This window comes from Micromonospora sp. WMMD723 (genome assembly GCF_049863385.1).
GTDB lineage: Bacteria > Actinomycetota > Actinomycetes > Mycobacteriales > Micromonosporaceae > Micromonospora > Micromonospora wenchangensis.
The window spans coordinates 80,659-96,225 of the sequence record NZ_JBMKNR010000001.1 but is presented as its reverse complement, the minus strand read 5'-3'; the positions used below and the strand labels follow the sequence as shown (position 1 = coordinate 96,225).

Annotated in this window: 15 protein-coding genes; 8 read left to right on the top strand and 7 right to left on the bottom strand. The window is 73.7% G+C overall.

Annotation, left to right across the window (positions count from 1 at the left end):
• The first annotated feature begins 198 nt into the window (after positions 1-198).
• Positions 199-552, top strand: a complete 354-nt coding sequence (locus tag ACN261_RS00445) for a DUF2203 domain-containing protein (protein ID WP_208568686.1) — start codon at positions 199-201, stop codon at positions 550-552.
• A gap of 337 nt (positions 553-889) precedes the next feature.
• Here the strand turns inward: ACN261_RS00445 and ACN261_RS00440 are convergent, their stop codons facing one another.
• The 3 genes from ACN261_RS00440 to ACN261_RS00430 are packed head-to-tail and all read right to left on the bottom strand — an operon-like array spanning position 890 to position 3,453.
• Positions 890-1,837, bottom strand: a complete 948-nt coding sequence (locus ACN261_RS00440; protein ID WP_421483484.1) for a threonine ammonia-lyase — start codon at positions 1,835-1,837, stop codon at positions 890-892.
• 48 nt (positions 1,838-1,885) lie between these two features.
• On the bottom strand, positions 1,886-2,593 hold the full coding sequence (locus ACN261_RS00435) for a class F sortase (protein WP_421483483.1): 708 nt from the start codon (positions 2,591-2,593) through the stop codon (positions 1,886-1,888).
• Positions 2,590-3,453 (bottom strand): DUF4397 domain-containing protein, encoded by an 864-nt coding sequence (locus ACN261_RS00430; RefSeq protein ID WP_421483482.1) that lies wholly within the window; start codon positions 3,451-3,453, stop codon positions 2,590-2,592. Before ACN261_RS00430 ends, ACN261_RS00435 begins: the two co-directional genes overlap by 4 nt.
• A gap of 148 nt (positions 3,454-3,601) precedes the next feature.
• Here ACN261_RS00430 and ACN261_RS00425 point away from each other — a divergent pair, with 148 nt between their 5' ends.
• Together ACN261_RS00425 and ACN261_RS00420 are read left to right on the top strand one after the other, a co-directional pair.
• Positions 3,602-4,096, top strand: a complete 495-nt coding sequence (locus ACN261_RS00425) for a GNAT family N-acetyltransferase (protein ID WP_421483481.1) — start codon at positions 3,602-3,604, stop codon at positions 4,094-4,096.
• Positions 4,097-4,099: 3 nt separating this feature from the next.
• Entirely contained in the window at positions 4,100-4,648 is a 549-nt protein-coding gene (locus ACN261_RS00420) for a GNAT family N-acetyltransferase (RefSeq protein WP_421483480.1), read from the top strand.
• A gap of 80 nt (positions 4,649-4,728) precedes the next feature.
• Here ACN261_RS00420 and ACN261_RS00415 read toward each other — a convergent pair whose 3' ends face one another.
• The gene (locus ACN261_RS00415; RefSeq protein WP_363658355.1) at positions 4,729-5,421 is read right to left on the bottom strand and encodes an NADPH-dependent F420 reductase; all 693 of its coding nucleotides are present in this window, start codon (positions 5,419-5,421) and stop codon (positions 4,729-4,731) included.
• A 226-nt stretch (positions 5,422-5,647) separates the two neighbouring features.
• Between ACN261_RS00415 and ACN261_RS00410 the strand changes: the two genes are divergently transcribed.
• Positions 5,648-6,451: an SGNH/GDSL hydrolase family protein gene (locus ACN261_RS00410; protein WP_421483479.1), complete on the top strand. Its 804-nt coding sequence runs from the start codon at positions 5,648-5,650 to the stop codon at positions 6,449-6,451.
• A 600-nt stretch (positions 6,452-7,051) separates the two neighbouring features.
• Here the strand turns inward: ACN261_RS00410 and ACN261_RS00405 are convergent.
• Positions 7,052-7,540, bottom strand: coding sequence for a glutathione peroxidase (locus tag ACN261_RS00405; RefSeq protein WP_425847755.1), 489 nt, complete (start codon positions 7,538-7,540; stop codon positions 7,052-7,054).
• Between the two features lie 162 nt (positions 7,541-7,702).
• On the opposite strand from ACN261_RS00405, the gene ACN261_RS00400 reads away from it, so the two are divergent.
• From ACN261_RS00400 to ACN261_RS00385, 4 genes are all read left to right on the top strand, one after another.
• The gene (locus ACN261_RS00400) at positions 7,703-9,325 is read left to right on the top strand and encodes a glycosyl hydrolase family 18 protein (RefSeq protein ID WP_421483477.1); all 1,623 of its coding nucleotides are present in this window, start codon (positions 7,703-7,705) and stop codon (positions 9,323-9,325) included.
• A gap of 194 nt (positions 9,326-9,519) precedes the next feature.
• Positions 9,520-9,996, top strand: coding sequence for a hypothetical protein (locus tag ACN261_RS00395; RefSeq protein WP_204927796.1), 477 nt, complete (start codon positions 9,520-9,522; stop codon positions 9,994-9,996).
• 67 nt (positions 9,997-10,063) lie between these two features.
• Entirely contained in the window at positions 10,064-11,470 is a 1,407-nt protein-coding gene (locus ACN261_RS00390; protein ID WP_421483476.1) for a class II 3-deoxy-7-phosphoheptulonate synthase, read from the top strand.
• 22 nt (positions 11,471-11,492) lie between these two features.
• The gene (locus ACN261_RS00385; protein WP_421486882.1) at positions 11,493-12,512 is read left to right on the top strand and encodes a threonine aldolase family protein; all 1,020 of its coding nucleotides are present in this window, start codon (positions 11,493-11,495) and stop codon (positions 12,510-12,512) included.
• A 187-nt stretch (positions 12,513-12,699) separates the two neighbouring features.
• Here the strand turns inward: ACN261_RS00385 and ACN261_RS00380 are convergent, their stop codons facing one another.
• Entirely contained in the window at positions 12,700-13,560 is an 861-nt protein-coding gene (locus tag ACN261_RS00380) for a deoxyribonuclease IV (RefSeq protein ID WP_421483475.1), read from the bottom strand.
• Positions 13,557-15,542, bottom strand: a complete 1,986-nt coding sequence (gene pknB, locus ACN261_RS00375) for a Stk1 family PASTA domain-containing Ser/Thr kinase (protein ID WP_421483474.1) — start codon at positions 15,540-15,542, stop codon at positions 13,557-13,559. Before pknB ends, ACN261_RS00380 begins: the two co-directional genes overlap by 4 nt.
• Positions 15,543-15,567: the final 25 nt, after the last annotated feature.

Sequence of the window (15,567 nt, the reverse complement as noted above, 5' to 3'; positions counted from 1 at the left end):
ACGCCGCGGTCTGGCTGGACGCCCTGGCTTCGCCCGACATCCCGGCCTGGCCCGATGCCCCGGTCCGTCCCGACGCGTCGGTCTGGCCGGCGCCGACGGGTTCGTTGGGACGCCGACGGGTCGGTTCGGACGCCTCCGGGCCGGCTGAAGCCGGCGGACGGGTCGGTACGGATCACGCGGGTGCCCCATACTGGCCCCGTGTTCACTCTCGCCCAGGCGCGGTACCTGGTCGCCACCCTGCACCCCCGCATCGACGAGCTGATCGGCATCCGGGCCGACCTGGCCGAGCTGCGGGCCGACCTGGCCGGCCCGGGGATGTCGGCGTTGGGCGGCCGGGCCGAGGTCAAGGCCCTGGAGGCCCGGCTGCACGGCGTGCTGGAGGACCTGAACTCGCACGACATCCAGGTCAAGGGGATCGCCCCGGTGCTACTCGACTTCCCCGGCGAACACGAGGGCCGGGCGGTGCTCTGGTGCTGGCTGGAGGGTGACCCCGACGTGCGCTGGTACCACCGCGTCGAGTGCGGCTTCGCCGGCCGCCGCCCCATCCGCTGACCCCACCCCTCCCACCCCCACCCCTCCCGCCCCCGGCCCTCCCCTCCCCCCACCGTCGATCATGGAGTTATGGTGGGGTGCAAAAGGGTCAATATCCTCGCGAATTTGGCACCACAACTCCAAGATCGCGCGCGCGATGCTCGGGACGAGACCAGGGCTGGCCGGGGCTGGGCGTGTCAGGCCGGGTCGGGGCGGGCCGGGTCGGGGCTGGGCGGGCCAGGGGCGAGGGGCGAGGGCGGGTCAGGGGCGAGCCAGGGGCGAGGGTGAGGGCGGGTCAGGGGCGGGCCAGGGCGAGGGCAGGGTGGGGTGGGGTGGGGTGGGGTTGGCGGAGGCGGGGTCAGGGCAGGGTGGTCAGCATGGTGGGGGAGACGTTGCCGCCGCTGAGGACCAGGATCGTCCGGGTGCCGGGGGCGGCGGTGACCCGGCCGGTGCGCAGCGCGGCGAGGGTGACCGCCGCCGCCGGTTCGAGCAGCAGCCTGGTGGCGGCCATCAGGTCCCACCAGGCGGCCCGGATGTCCGCCTCGGTGACCTCCACCAGGTCGTCGACCAGTTCCCGGACGTGGGCCAGGGTGAGCCGGCCGGCGAACGGGGCGGCCAGCCCGTCGGCCATCGAGACCGGCCGGGTCGCCGGGGCGTCGCCGCCGGTGCGCAGCGCGTGGCCGACGGCGTTGGCGGTGGCCGGCTCGACGCCGACGATCCGGGCGGTCGGCACGGCATCGCGTACGGCGGCGGCCACCCCGCTGATCAGTCCGCCGCCACCGACCGGGACCAGCACCAGGCCCGGCGGTGGACCGTCAGCCAGCAGTTCCCGGCCCAGGGTGGCCTGGCCGGCGATGACGTCCGGGTCGTCGAACGGCGGCAGCAGGTGGTAGCCGCGTTCGGCGGTGATCTCCTCGCAGGTGGCGAGCAGGTCGTCGGTGAGTACGACCTCCCCACCCCACCGGCGGACCGCTTCGATCTTGGTGGGTACCGCGTGCGGGGGCATGCAGACGACGGTGGGCAGGCCGAACGTACGTCCGGCGAAGGCCACCGCCATGGCGTGGTTGCCGGCCGAGAAGGCGGTCAGCCCGGTGGGCATCGCCTGCCGTTCGGCCAGCGTGAGCAGCGCGTTCAGCGCGCCCCGGACCTTGAAGCTGCCGGTGTGCTGGAGGTTCTCCGCCTTCACCGCGACGTCGAGCGCGAACTCGTCGCCGAGTTGCGGGCAGGGCAGGAGCGGGGTCCGGACGATCCGCCCGGCGAGCCGGCGTTCGGCGGCCAGGACGTCGTCCACGCTGGTCAGTCGCACTGCCGGAGCCTAGCGGGCGGGACGTGCGGGGCCGTGCCGGTGGGCGGGTCAGTCGGCTGCGGAGCGGGGGAGGGGGTCGACCGGCGGGTCGGCGACGGCGAAGACCACCACGTTGTCCCGGTAGTGGCCGACGCGCCTGTCGAAGTCGCCTCCGCAGGTGATCAGCCGTAGCTCCGGGCCGGGCGTCGGGCCGTACACGGTGGCGGTGGGGAAGGCGTCCTTGGGCGTACGCAGCGTGCCGGTGACCCGGAACGTCACCCGGCGGTCGCCCCGCCACACCTCGATCCGGTCGCCGGGACGCAACTCGCCGAGGCGGGCGAAGACGGCGGGGCCGCGCCGCGAGTCCAGGTGACCGGCGATCACCGCCGGCCCCGGCTCGCCCGGGGCCGGGCCGCCGCCGTACCAGCCGGCCCGGGTGAAGTCCGCCGGGGGGACCAGGGCGCCGGCCCGGTCCAGCCCGAGGGCGGTGAGCGGGGAGTCGACGCCGATCCGCGCGACGCGTACCCGGGTGGGGGATGCCGGGGTGGCGCGGGGGGTGCCGGCCCCGGTGGCGCAACCGGTCCCGCAGCCGGGCTGCCAGGCCCCGGCCACCGCGACCGGCCGGGGTGCTCCGTCCGGGCCGCCGGGGCCGGTGGCGGCGGCGACCACGACGCCGGCACCGGCGGCGAGGCAGCACGCCGCGCCGGCCGCGACCAGGACGGTGGCCGGCGCGGGCCGGGCGCGGTGCCGGCGGATCGCGAAGCCGGGCCGGGTCACCAGACCGGTCGCCGCCGACGCCGCACCAGCACCGTCGTGCCCACCAGCACGGCCCCCGCGAGCACCCCGCCGGCCATCATCGGGTACGCCCCGAGCCCACCCGTGGCCAGCCCGCCGGCCCCCGCCGGCACGCCGCCTACCGGTGCGGTCCCGCCACCCCGGGCGTCCTCGCGCAGCTCGACTGTCAACCCGCCCCGCTTGCCGTCGAGCACCAGCAGCGAGTAGACCCGTCCCCCGGTGAGGGTCACCTCGGCGTCGGTGCCCGGCCCGCCGCCGCCACCGAGGCGCAGCCGCCAGCGTCCCGGCTCGACCTGCCGGTAGTCGGTGGTGGTGGCGAACCGGACGGCGTCGGCGATGGTCGGCCCGTCGTCGGCGGCCACGTCGACCACCGGGGCGCGCACGGACGCCTGGACGACCCGCACCTTCGCCCGGCCGGCCGCCGGGGCGCTGAGGTCGTCGGCGAGCACCCGCAGGCCGAGGTCGGCGTACCGGCCCACCCCGGCCACCGTGTACGCCTCGCCCGCGCGCAGGGCCACCTCGGTGGTGAGCACCGGTGGTTCGCTGGCCGGGGCGCCGGCCTGTCGCATCGCCACCGCGTACCGGCCGACGGCCAGCGGCAGGTACCGGGAGACGACGCCGTAGCCGACGGCGGGGAAGACCTGCGGCGTCGCCGCGCCCGGGGCGGAGAGGTAGACGTCCACGGCCGGGGTGTCGGGGGAGAGGTGGGCGAGCCGGACGTAGCCGACGTCGCCGGCCGCCGCCCCGGCCGGCGTGCCGCCGACGGTGGCCAGTGCGGTGCCGAGTAGGAGGGTGCCGGCGGCGGCGAGCAGCCGGCGCGGCGCGGTACGGAGCTGGGGCATCTCGCCTCCGGAGGTGGTGTCGGTGCCGACCCCCAGCGTCCCGTGGACGGGACCCGGCCGCAAGTTGGTCGATCGTCGTGTCCCCGTCGTTCCCGATCGCCGTGGTGCGGTCGGGAGACCGGTGCCCGCCATCCGGTACCGTCCGTTCGTGATCAACGTTCGACGGGCCGTGGTCGCCGACGCCGGTGAGATCGTCCGCCTGCGTGGGGTGATGCTGGCCGACATCGACCAGATGGCCCCCGCGCCGGGGCCCTGGCAGCAGGCGGCCCGGGAGGTGCTGCACCGGCGACTGGCCGAGCCGGCCGACCTGATGGCGGTCTTCGTCGTCGACGACCCCGACCGCCCCGGCGTCCTGGCGGCCTGCGCGACCGGGACCATCGAGCAGCGCCTCGGCGGCCCCGGCAACCCCGACGGCCTGACCGGGTACGTGTTCAACGTGGTCACCGAGCCGGTGCACCGTCGGCGCGGCTACTCCCGGGCCTGCCTGGAGGCGCTGCTCGACTGGTACCGGCAGCGCGGGGTCGGCAAGATCGACCTGCGGGCCTCGCCCCAGGGGGAGGCGCTCTACCGGTCGCTGGGGTTCGTGCCCACCGTCGGGCCGACGCTGCGGCTGAGCCTGCCCGTCGCACACCGGAGGAACTGAACGATGTTCGCGCTGCCGTTGACCGGGGACGCCGAGCTGCGTCCGCTCCCACCGTGGCAGGCCGAGGAGTTCCTGGCCCACCTGGACCGGGCCCGGGAACACATCGCCCCGTGGGTGGGGGCGTCCTTCGTGGCCACCGACCTGGAGTCGGCCCGCCGGGTGCTGCGTCGTTCCGCCGACAAGTGGGCCGACGACGCCGGGGGCATCTGGGGGATCTGGCTCGACGGCACCCTGGTCGGCGGGGTGCTGTTCGTGTCGTTCAGCACCGCGACCGGGGTGGCCGAGGCCGGCTGCTGGCTGGAGCCGGCCGCCGAGGGCCGGGGACTGGTCACCCGGGCGGCGACCCGGATCGTGGACTGGGCGATCCGGGAACGCGGCATCCACCGGGTCGAGTGGCGGACCAGCGTCGGCAACGTCCGCAGTATCGCGGTGGCCCGGCGGCTCGGCATGCGGCACGAGGGCACGCTGCGTCAGGTCGCCCCGGGGCCGGCGGGCCGGGTCGACCTGGAGGTGTGGGCGGTGCTGGCCGACGAGTGGCGGGCCGCCCGCTGACCGCTGCGGGCCGACCGCCGGCCGCGCCGGGCGGGACGGGCCTCGCGGCTGCCGTCCCGCCCGGCGCGGTGGGGCGTCGGTCAGGCGTCGGCGTAGCGGCGGGCGGCGGCCAGGGCGTCCCGCAGCCGCTGCGCGTCGGTCGGCAGGCCCGGCTGCTCGAAGCCCGCCGCCGGGTCGGCCGTGTAGAAGACGCCGTACGCGGCGGTGTCCCGCTGGAACCGCCAGCCCTCGGCCAGCGGCCCCACGTCGACCGCGTCGTACCCGACGGAGTCGATGAACGCGGTGACCTCGGCCTTGGCCGCCTCGTCGTCCCCGGCGACCGGCAGTGAGGTGCGGTCGGCGGCCCCCGCCGGGCGGGCCAGGGCGAGCAGGTGCTTGAAGTAGATGTTGTTGAAGGCCTTGACCACCCGCGACTCCGGTAGGTGCCGTTGGAGCAGCTCGCTGGTGGTGGTCGACTCGTCGTCCAGCTCGGGGAAGCTGCCGTCGCGCTCCGGGTAGTAGTTGTTGGTGTCGATGACGGTCTTGCCGGCGAGCGGCGCGGCCGGCACGTCCCGGTAGGCCCGCAGCGGGATGGTGACCACCACCAGGTCGCCTGCTGCCGCCGCCTCGTCCGGGGTGGCCGCCCGGGCCCGTATGCCCAGCTCGTCGACCAGGTCCTTGAGCGTCTCCGGACCGCGCGAGTTGCTGAGCACCACGTCGTGGCCGGCGGTGACCGCCAGCCGGGCCAGGGTGCTGCCGATGTTGCCGCTGCCGATGAGTCCCACAGTTGTCATGCCGGTGACCAACCGTCCTGATCGGACGCGTATTCCCGACCTGATCGACGGGTCATGCGGTGGATGTCGGCAGTCCGTGCGGGCCGCGGCGGTCGGCCGCGCGTCGGGGCCGTGACGCGTCGGTGAACCCCTAGTCACCCCTGTTGCCCATCGATAATCTTCCGTAAACACGTGATTGAGTGATATCTATCTCCCACCACCACTTCCTCACCCCCAGGAGTGCGACGTGCGGAGATCCCGACTCGTGACCCTCGCCGTGAGTCTCGCGGCGTCCATCGGCGTGACCCTCGGCGCGGCGGTGCCCGTCCAGGCCGCCCCCACCGACCGGTACGTGGCCCTCGGCGACTCGTACGCCTCCGGTGTCGGCGCCGGCAGCTACACCTCCGAGAGCGGATCCTGCCAGCGCAGCACCAACGCGTACCCCGCGCTGTACAACACCAACATCAAGCCGGCCTCGTACAAGTCGGTGGCCTGCTCCGGCGCGACCACCACCGACGTGGTCAACAACCAGCTCTCCGCGCTGACCTCGACCACCACCCTGGTCAGCGTCACCATCGGAGGCAACGACGTCGGGTTCACCACGATCATGTCGACCTGCGTGCTCCAGGGGGAGACCCAGTGCGTGGCGGCCGTGCAGGCCGCCGAGAACAAGGCCCGCGCGGAACTGCCCGCCAAACTCGCCACCGTCTACAACGGGATCAAATCGCGTGCGCCGTCGGCCCGGGTCGTGGTCGTCGGCTACCCGGTCTTCTACCAGCTCGGCACGGTCTGCGTCGGGCTCAGCGCGAACTCCCGCGCGAAGATCAACGAAGGCATCAACCTGATCGACGACATCACCCGCACCGCCGCGACCTCGGCCGGCTTCACGTTCGCCGACGTACGGTCCATCTTCGTCGGTCACCAGCTGTGCAGCTACGGCGAGAAGTGGCTGCACGCGTTGAACTTCGCCAACCTCGGCGTCTCGTACCACCCGACGGCGGCCGGCCAGTCCGGCGGCTACTACCCGGTCTTCCGGTCCGCCGCCGGCTGACCTGAACCGCGTCCCGCCGGCTCCACCGTGACCGCGTCGCCCCGTCCGGGGCGGCGCGGTCACGGCTGTCGGGTGGGCTCTGCGGCATCCGGTCCAGCCGGGTCGGGTCCGCAGGGGTCCCTGTTCCGGTCTGCTTCCCGGACGCAGGGGTGCCGGCCTCCGAGCGGGGGTGGGCCGCCCGGTCGAGTGCCTGACGCCGCCCTACCCACCGATGTCGTTGCGGGTGCTTTCGAGCTGATGACGTTGACGACTCGCAGCCCGGTCCCCGGTCCCTGACGGCCCGTGCGGGCCGGGTGGGGTGTCGTGATCGGTGGGGGATCACGTGGCGTGTCGTCACCGGGGCCGGGGCGGACGGTACTGCCGGGCGGGGGCCCGGTTTCGCCGTCGGTCCGGCCACCTTCGCAGGCGAGGGGATGGCGTGACTCGCCGGGTCTGCAGGGGGGTGACCCGTCCCTGTTCGAGGGGTGACTCGTTGGCGTCGTCAGCTCGAAAGGGCGTGAAGGGGTCTTCGTGGCGGCGCGGCCGGTCCGTGTCGTGGGCGGGGCTCGGCGGGTGGGGGCGGGGCTCGGCGGGTGGGGCTCGGTGGGTGGGGGCGCGCCGTCAGGCGGGGAGAACCTTCTCGACGGCGGCGCGCAGCTCGGCCGAGTCCGGCGTCACCGTCGGCGCGAACCGGGCGGCGACCGAACCGTCCGGGGCGACCAGGAACTTCTCGAAGTTCCACCTGACGTCGCCGGTGTGCCCCTCGGCGTCGGGGGTGTCGACCAGCGCCGCGTAGAGGGGGTGGCGGGCCGGACCGTTGACGTCGACCTTCTCGGTCAGTGGAAAGGTGACGCCGTAGTTGACCTGGCAGAACTCGCCGATCTCGGCGGCCGTGCCGGGTTCCTGCCCGGCGAACTGGTTGCACGGCACGCCGAGCACCACCAGGCCCCGGTCGGCGTACTCGGTGGCCAGCGCCTGGAGGCCGGCGTACTGCGGGGTGAGGCCGCAGCGGGAGGCCACGTTCACCACCAGCAGCGCCCGGCCCCGGTAGCCGGCCAGGTCGGCCGGGCCGCCGGCCAGGGCGTCGATCTCGATGTCGAAGACGGTCATGTGGCGAGGTTAGCGCCCGGGCCACCGCCCGCTTCCTTGCCCGGCCCGCTGCCCGGTGCCGCTGATGAATCGATGGATGCGCATCTTGACGAAGTGATGACGGTGTGAGTAGCGTCTCCCCATCGATTTGGAAAGTTTCCTAACTGTTCGAGGAGGCGCCTCATGAAGAGATCGCTCCGCCGCGCCCTCTGGGCCGGTGCCGTCATGGCGCTGACCGTGGCGGCGGTACCGGTGACCTCGGCGTTCGGCGCCGGAAGCGTCACCGCGACATTCGCCTCGGCCCAGGACTGGGGGACCGGGCACGAGGGGCGGGTCACCGTCGCCAACGGTTCCAGCGCCAGCGTCAGTACCTGGCGCATCGAGTTCGACCTGCCGTCCGGCACCACCATCAGCAGCTTCTGGGATGCCGACGTCACCAGCAGCGGCAACCACTACGTGGCGGTGAAGAAGAGCTGGGCCGGGCCGCTCGCCCCGGGGGCCAGCTTCAGCTGGGGCTACAACGGCACCGGACCGTACAAGGCACCGCTGAACTGCACGGTCAACGGCGTGTCGTGCGGCGGGGGCACCCCGCCCACCACGACGAAGCCGCCGACGACCCCGCCGCCCACCACGGCCCCACCGACGACGCCGCCCCCGACGACCCCGCCGCCCACCACCCCGCCGCCCAGCGGGGACAAGAAGGTCGTCGGCTACTTCGCCGAGTGGGGCGTCTACGGGCGCAACTACCACGTGAAGAACATCGCCACGAGCGGCTCGGCCGCCAAGCTCACCCACATCCTGTACGCCTTCGGCAACACCACAGGCGGGCGGTGCACGATCGGGGACAGCTACGCCGACTACGACAAGGCGTACACCGCGGCCGACAGCGTCGACGGCGTCGCCGACACCTGGGACCAGCCGCTGCGCGGCAGCTTCAACCAGCTGCGCAAGCTCAAGAAGATGTACCCGCACCTCAAGGTGATCTGGTCCTTCGGCGGCTGGACCTGGTCGGGTGGCTTCACCCAGGCCGCGCAGAACCCGGCCGCGTTCGCCGAGAGCTGCTACAACCTGGTCGAGGACCCGCGCTGGGCGGACGTCTTCGACGGCATCGACGTCGACTGGGAGTACCCCAACGCCTGCGGTCTGAGCTGTGACAGCAGCGGCCCGAACGCGTTCAAGAACGTGATCTCCGCGCTGCGGGCCAAGTTCGGCTCGTCGGCCCTGGTCACCGCCGCGATCACGGCCGACGGCAGCAACGGCGGCAAGATCGACGCCACCGACTACGCCGGTGCGGTGGGCAACCTCAACTGGCTGATGCCGATGACGTACGACTACTTCGGCGCGTTCAACGCCCAGGGCCCCACCGCCCCGCACTCGCCGCTCACCTCGTACACCGGGATTCCGCAGCAGGGCTTCAACTCCGACGCGGCGATCCAGAAGCTCAAGTCCAAGGGCGTACCGGCCAGCAAGCTGTTGCTCGGCATCGGCTTCTACGGCCGTGGCTGGACCGGGGTGACCCAGGCCGCCCCGGGCGGCACCGCCACCGGCGCGGCCCCCGGCACCTACGAGGCGGGCATCGAGGACTACAAGGTGCTGAAGAACACCTGCCCGGCCACCGGCACGATCGCCGGCACGGCGTACGCCAAGTGCGGCAGCAACTGGTGGAGCTACGACACCCCGGCCACCATCGGCGGCAAGATGACCTACGCGAAGAACCAGGGCCTCGGCGGCGCGTTCTTCTGGGAACTCTCCGGCGACACCGGCAACGGTGAGCTGATCGGCGCCATCAAGGGCGGCCTCGGCTGAGCCGAGCGCCCGACGCACCACCCGCGCGGGGAGGGACCGGCCACCGGTCCCTCCCCGCCCGGCTGTCCGGCCCGGTCGGCGGCGGCCCCACCTGGCGAAACGCCGACCGGCCGTGACGGGTTGCCACCGTACGGGTGCGGTGTGGCAGACTCGCCGCTCGGCATCCGGTCGACATCCGTACCCGGGGAGGACGCATGGGTCGCAGGCTCCGCACCGCCGGCGTCGTACCGCTGGCCCTGCTGCCGTTCGCCCTGCTCGGCTGCGGCCAGAACGGCGACGGCGAGGCCGACGGCGGGCCCAGCCGGGTGCCCGCCCAGGAGGCGTCGGCCAAGGCCCGGGAGCGGGTCCAGGCGTACCTCGACGCGATGGCCGCCAAGGACCCGGCCGCCGGCCGCAACCAGCTCTGCGCGACGATGCAGGAGGGTTTCGACGCCGCCGCGACCGGGCCGAACGGTGACTTCGCCGACCATTTCCAGGTGCCCGGGGCGACCATCACCGACATCCGTACCGGTGCCCGGGGGCAGGAGGTCAGCACCTCGGTGACCGTTTCGGTGGGGTCGAAGAAGGTCACCCGGCCGCTGCTGTTCACCGTCACCCGCGACGGCGCGGACTGGTGCATCGCGGGCGAGGAACCCGGCGGGCACAGCCCCGCGCCCTCGCCGACCCCCTGACTCCCACCTTCCGGAACCCCGCACCTCGGGGGCGCGGCGTCCGGACCGTCGCCGTACGCTTTCTCCCATGCGCCATGAGTGGCATCAGCTGAGCTACCCCGCCGTGAGCAGCCCCGGGCTGCAGACCAGCCGCCCCACCGTCGACTCGGCCGAGGACGCCGCGCTCGGCCTCGACCGGTGGCGTGACCTGCCCCGTCAGCAGATCCCGCCGTGGTCCGACCCGGCCCAGGTCGCCGAGGTGTGCAAGGTGCTCGACACCGTGCCGTCGGTGGTCGCCCCGTACGAGGTCGACCAGCTCCGTCGCAAGCTGGCGCTGGTCTGCGAGGGCAAGGCGTTCCTGCTCCAGGGCGGTGACTGCGCCGAGACCTTCGCCGACAACACCGAGAGTCACCTGCTGGCCAACGCCCGCACGCTGCTCCAGATGGCGATCGTGCTCACCTACGGCGCGTCCCTGCCGGTGGTGAAGGTGGCCCGGGTCGCCGGCCAGTACACCAAGCCCCGGTCGCTGCCGACCGACGCCCGGGGGCTGCCCGCCTACCGCGGCGACATGATCAACTCGCTGGAGGCCGACCCGGCCGCCCGGGTCGCCGATCCGCAGCGCATGATCCGGGCGTACGCGAACTCGGCCGCCGCGATGAACATGCTGCGCGCCTACCTGGCGGGCGGCCTGGCCGACCTGCACGCGGTGCACGACTGGAACAAGGGTTTCGTCAAGAACTCCCCGGCGGGGGAGCGCTACGAGGCGATCGCCCGGGAGATCGACCGGGCCATCGCGTTCATCCGGGCCTGCGGGATGACCGAGGACGAGGCGCTGCGTACGGTCACCCTCTACTGCTCCCACGAGGCGCTCGCCCTGGAGTACGACCGGGCGCTCACCCGGGTCTCCGACCGCCGGGCGTACGGCCTGTCCGGGCACTTCCTCTGGGTCGGCGAGCGGACCCGGCAGCTCGACGGCGCGCACATCGACTTCATCTCCCGCATCGCCAACCCGATCGGCGTGAAGCTCGGCCCGACCACCAGCCCCGACGAGGCCATCGAGCTGTGCGAGAAGCTCAACCCGGACAACATCCCCGGCCGGCTGACCCTGATCAGCCGGATGGGCAACCACAAGGTCCGCGACGCCCTGCCGCCGATCGTGGCGAAGGTCACCGCCGCCGGGGCGAAGGTGGTGTGGCAGTGCGACCCGATGCACGGCAACACCCACGAGTCCTCCAACGGCTACAAGACCCGGCACTTCGACCGGATCGTCGACGAGGTGCTCGGCTACTTCGAGGTGCACCGGGGGCTGGACACCCACCCGGGCGGCATCCACGTCGAGCTGACCGGCGAGGACGTCACCGAGTGCCTCGGCGGCGCCCAGGGCATCGAGGACCTCGACCTGCCCGGCCGGTACGAGACCGCCTGCGACCCCCGGCTGAACACCCAGCAGTCGCTGGAGCTGGCGTTCCTGGTGGCGGAGATGCTCCGTGGCTGATCCCACGGCGGGCGTCGGTCCGGTGGCCGACCTGCGTTCCGACACGGTGACCCGACCGACCGCCGGGATGCGGGAGGCGATGGCCGCCGCCGAGGTCGGCGACGACGTCTACGCCGAGGACCCGACGGTCAACGCGCTGGAGGCCGAGGTCGCCGCGTTGTTCGGGCACGAGGCGGCGCTCTTCGCCCCGACCGGGACGATGGCCAACCAGATCGCCCTGCAACTGGTCGTCCCGCCCGGTGACGAGCTGCTCTGCGACGCCGACGCGCACGTGGTGACGTACGAGGTCGGCGCGGCGGCGGCGTACGGTGCGATCTCCACGCGGACCTGGCCGACCCTCGGCGCGGGCCTGGACCCGGCCGTGGTGGAGGCGATGATCCGGCCGGACGGCTACTTCGCGGTGCCGACCCGGGCGATCGCCGTGGAACAGACCCACAACCGGGGCGGTGGTGGGGTGATCCCGCTGGCTACCCTGCGGGAGCTGCGCCGCGTCGCCGACACCGCCGGCCTCGCCCTGCACTGCGACGGCGCCCGGATCTGGCACGCGCACGTCGCCGACGGGGTGCCGCTGCACGAGTACGGCGCGCTCTTCGACACCCTGTCGGTCTGTCTCTCCAAGGGCCTCGGCGCACCCGTCGGCTCGCTGGTCGTGGGCAGTGCCGCGCGGATCGACCGGGCCCGGTTCCTGCGCAAGCGGATGGGCGGCGGGATGCGGCAGGTCGGGGTGCTCGCCGCCGCCGGCCGGTACGCCCTGACCCACCATCTCGACCGGCTCGCCGACGACCATGCCCGTGCCGCCCGGCTCGCCGAGGCGCTCGCCCCGTGCGGGGTGCTCGCCGGCCCGGTACGCACCAACATCGTGCCGCTGGACCTGACCGGGCACCGGCTCGACGCGCGGGCCCTGGCCACCGCCGCCCGCGCCGAGGGGGTGCTGCTGTCGGTGCTCGGCCCCCGTACCGCCCGCCTGGTCACCCACCTCGACGTCGACGACACCGCCGTCGACCACGCCGCCAAGATCCTCCCTGACCTGCTCACCCCCTGACCCCCACCGACGCCTTCCGCACCTTCCGCACCTTCCGCGCCGCCCGCGCCTTCCGGCGTTGATCAAGAGGTTTGCGTCAGCCTGGAGATCACATTTGACGCGAACCTCTTGATCACCGGGGGCGTCGAGCCGGCGGCGTCGAGCCGGCGGTGTCGAGTGGGGAGGGCGTGCGGGGGAGGGGCGGCCGTCAGGGGTGGAGGCGGGTGAGGGTGGCGATGTCGGTGGCGTGGCCCTCGTGTTTCTCGGTGGGGGTCTCCACGACGACGGGGATGCCGGCGGTCGCCGGGTGGGCCATCAACTCGGCGAAGGCCGGCTCGCCGATGTTGCCCTTGCCGATGTTCTCGTGCCGGTCCCGGGTCGAACCGCACAGGTCCTTGGAGTCGTTGGCGTGGATCAGCCTGAGCCGGTCCGCCCCGACCGTGGCGACCAGGGTGTCCAGCGTGGCCGTCATGCCGCCCGGCACGGCCAGGTCGTGCCCGGCCGCCCAGGCGTGGCAGGTGTCGAAACACACGCCCAGCCCCGGATGCCTGTCGACCGCGTCCAGGTAGGGGCCGAGGTGCTCCACCCGGGAGGCCAGTGACCGGCCGCCACCGGCGCTCGGCTCCACCAGCAGCAACGGACCGCCGCTGGCCGTGGTCGCGTCGAGCAGCGGCAGCAGCGCCTCGCGTACCTGCCGCATGGCGGTCTCGGCGTAGCCGGCGTCGACCGCGCTGCCGGCGTGGAACACCACGCCCCGCGCCCCGATCGCCCGCCCCCGGCGCAGCGCGTGCGCCAGCGTCTGCGCCGACTTCTCCACCGTCGCCGCCGTGGGCGAACCGAGGTTGACCAGCAGCGACGCGTGGATGTAGACCGGTACGCCCCGGGCGGCGCAGCCCTCGGCGAACAGCGCGTCCTGGGCCGGGTCGCCGGGCGGCAGCGCCCAGCCCCGCGAGTTGGAGACGTAGACCTGCACCACCCGGGAGCCGGTCGCGTCCACGTACGGCAGGGCCGCCCTGGCCAGCCCACCCGAGGTCGGGGTGTGCGAGCCGACCGGCCGGTGGCCGCTCACAGGCAGCCCAGGGTGACCGGGGTGCCCGGCGGCACCTGCGAGTTCTCGCCCGGGTTCTGGAACCGGACGATGCCGTTGGGGTTGAACTGCACGTTCACCGTGAACCCGGCCCCCTCCAACTGCTGCTTGGCCTGCTGGCAGGGCAGGTCGACCACCCGGGGCACGGTCACCTGCGGCGGGCCCTTGCTGACGTCCAGCTTGACCTTGGTGCCCTTCTCCACGCCCGCGCCGTCGGCCGGGCTCTGCCCGAGGACCTCGTCGCGTGGCTTGTCGGATTCCTTGTACGTCTCGACCGGCTCCAGGCCGAGCCGGGACAGGGCGGTGCGGGCGTCGGTGAGGCTCTTGCCGACCAGGTCGGGCACCGTGATCGGGGCGCGGCCCCGGCTGAGGATGACAGTCACCTTGGTGCCCGGCTTCACCTCGGTGCCCACCTTCGGGTTGGTGTCCACCACCACCCCGGCCGGCAGGTTGTCGTCGTAGCGGGGGGTGCCCTTGGCGACCACCAGTTTCGCGCTGGTCAGGTCGGCCTCGGCCAGGTCGAACTCCTTGCCGACGACGTCCGGCAGCGGGAACCGCTCCGGGCCCAGGGAGAGGGTCAGCGTGATGGTGCCACCCTTGAGGATCTTGGCAGCCGAGCCCGGGTCCTGGGCGACCACCCCGTCGCGGGGGATCTTCTCGTCGTAGCGCGGCGTGGCGAAGGCGACCTGGAAACCCGCCCGGTCCGCCTGCGCCTGTGCGTCGGCCCGGCTCAGGTTCACCAGCTGCGGCGCGACCGTGTACCGGCCCACCCCCACCCACCAGCCGCCCATCGCGGCGAGCAGGCCGACCACCACCACGGCCGCCGCGACCGACAGCCGTCCGCGCGGGGTGCCCATCACCCGGGTACGCAGCTCCGCCAGGCGGGACCCCAGGCCGGCGCTCTCGGTGGCCCGCCGCCGGTGCGGGCGCTGCGGGGCGGCCGGCTCGGGCAACCGGGCCCAGGTCGGCCGGGTCACCGGACTGACCGCCGCGACCACCATCGTCGGCTCGGCCACCGCCGGCAGCTCCCCGGCCACCCGGCCCAGCACGGCGGTGTGCGCATTCGGGTTGCCCAGGTCGTCCCGGGCCACCTGCACCTCGGCCAGCAGGGCGCCCGCGTCGGCCGGCCGGGCGCCCGGGTCCCGCCGGGTCGCCCGCGCGACCAGCTCGTCGAGCACCCGGGGCAGGCCGGGCACCAGGACCGACGGGGCCGGGACGTCCTTGTCGACGTGCTGCCAGGCCACGTCGACCGGGCGGTCCCCGTCGTAGGGCACCCGGCCGGTGAGCATCTCGAACAGCACGATGCCCGCCGAGTAGACGTCGGTGCGCGGGTCGGCGCGTCCGTCGGTGACCAGCTCCGGCGCCACGTACGCGACGGTCGCCATCAGCTGGTTGCCGTCGCCCTCCTCGGCGCTGGCCTCCACCGCGCGGGCCAGGCCGAAGTCGGCGACCTTGACCACGCTGTCGACCAGGTTGGCCACCCCACCGGTGGGCGCCTCCGCGACCAGCACGTTCTCCGGCTTGACGTCGCGGTGGACCAGCCCGGCCCGGTGCGCGGCGGCGATCGCGGCGAGCATCTGCTCCATGATCGCCAGTGCCTCGTCGGGGTTGAGCCGGCGGCGCTCGGCCAGCACCTCGCGCAGGGTGCGTCCCCGGACGTACTCCATGACCAGGTAAGGCAGCCCCTGGTGGGTGCCCTGGTCGTAGACGGCGACCACGTTGGGGTGGGTCAGCCGGGCGATGGCCTTGGCCTCGTCGGTGAACCGGTCCGGGAAGCCCGCCGCCCGGGACCGCGCCTCCGCGGCCTGGGACGGGTGGATGATCTTCACCGCGACGGTACGCTCCAGGCGCTCGTCGGTGGCGGTGTACACGGTCGCCATGCCACCACGGGCCACGCGACCGCGAATGCGGTAGCGCCCGTCGAGCAGCGAGCCCAGCAACGTGTCGGCGACCTGTATGTCCATCGGCAGGGAGTCTATGTGTCCTGAG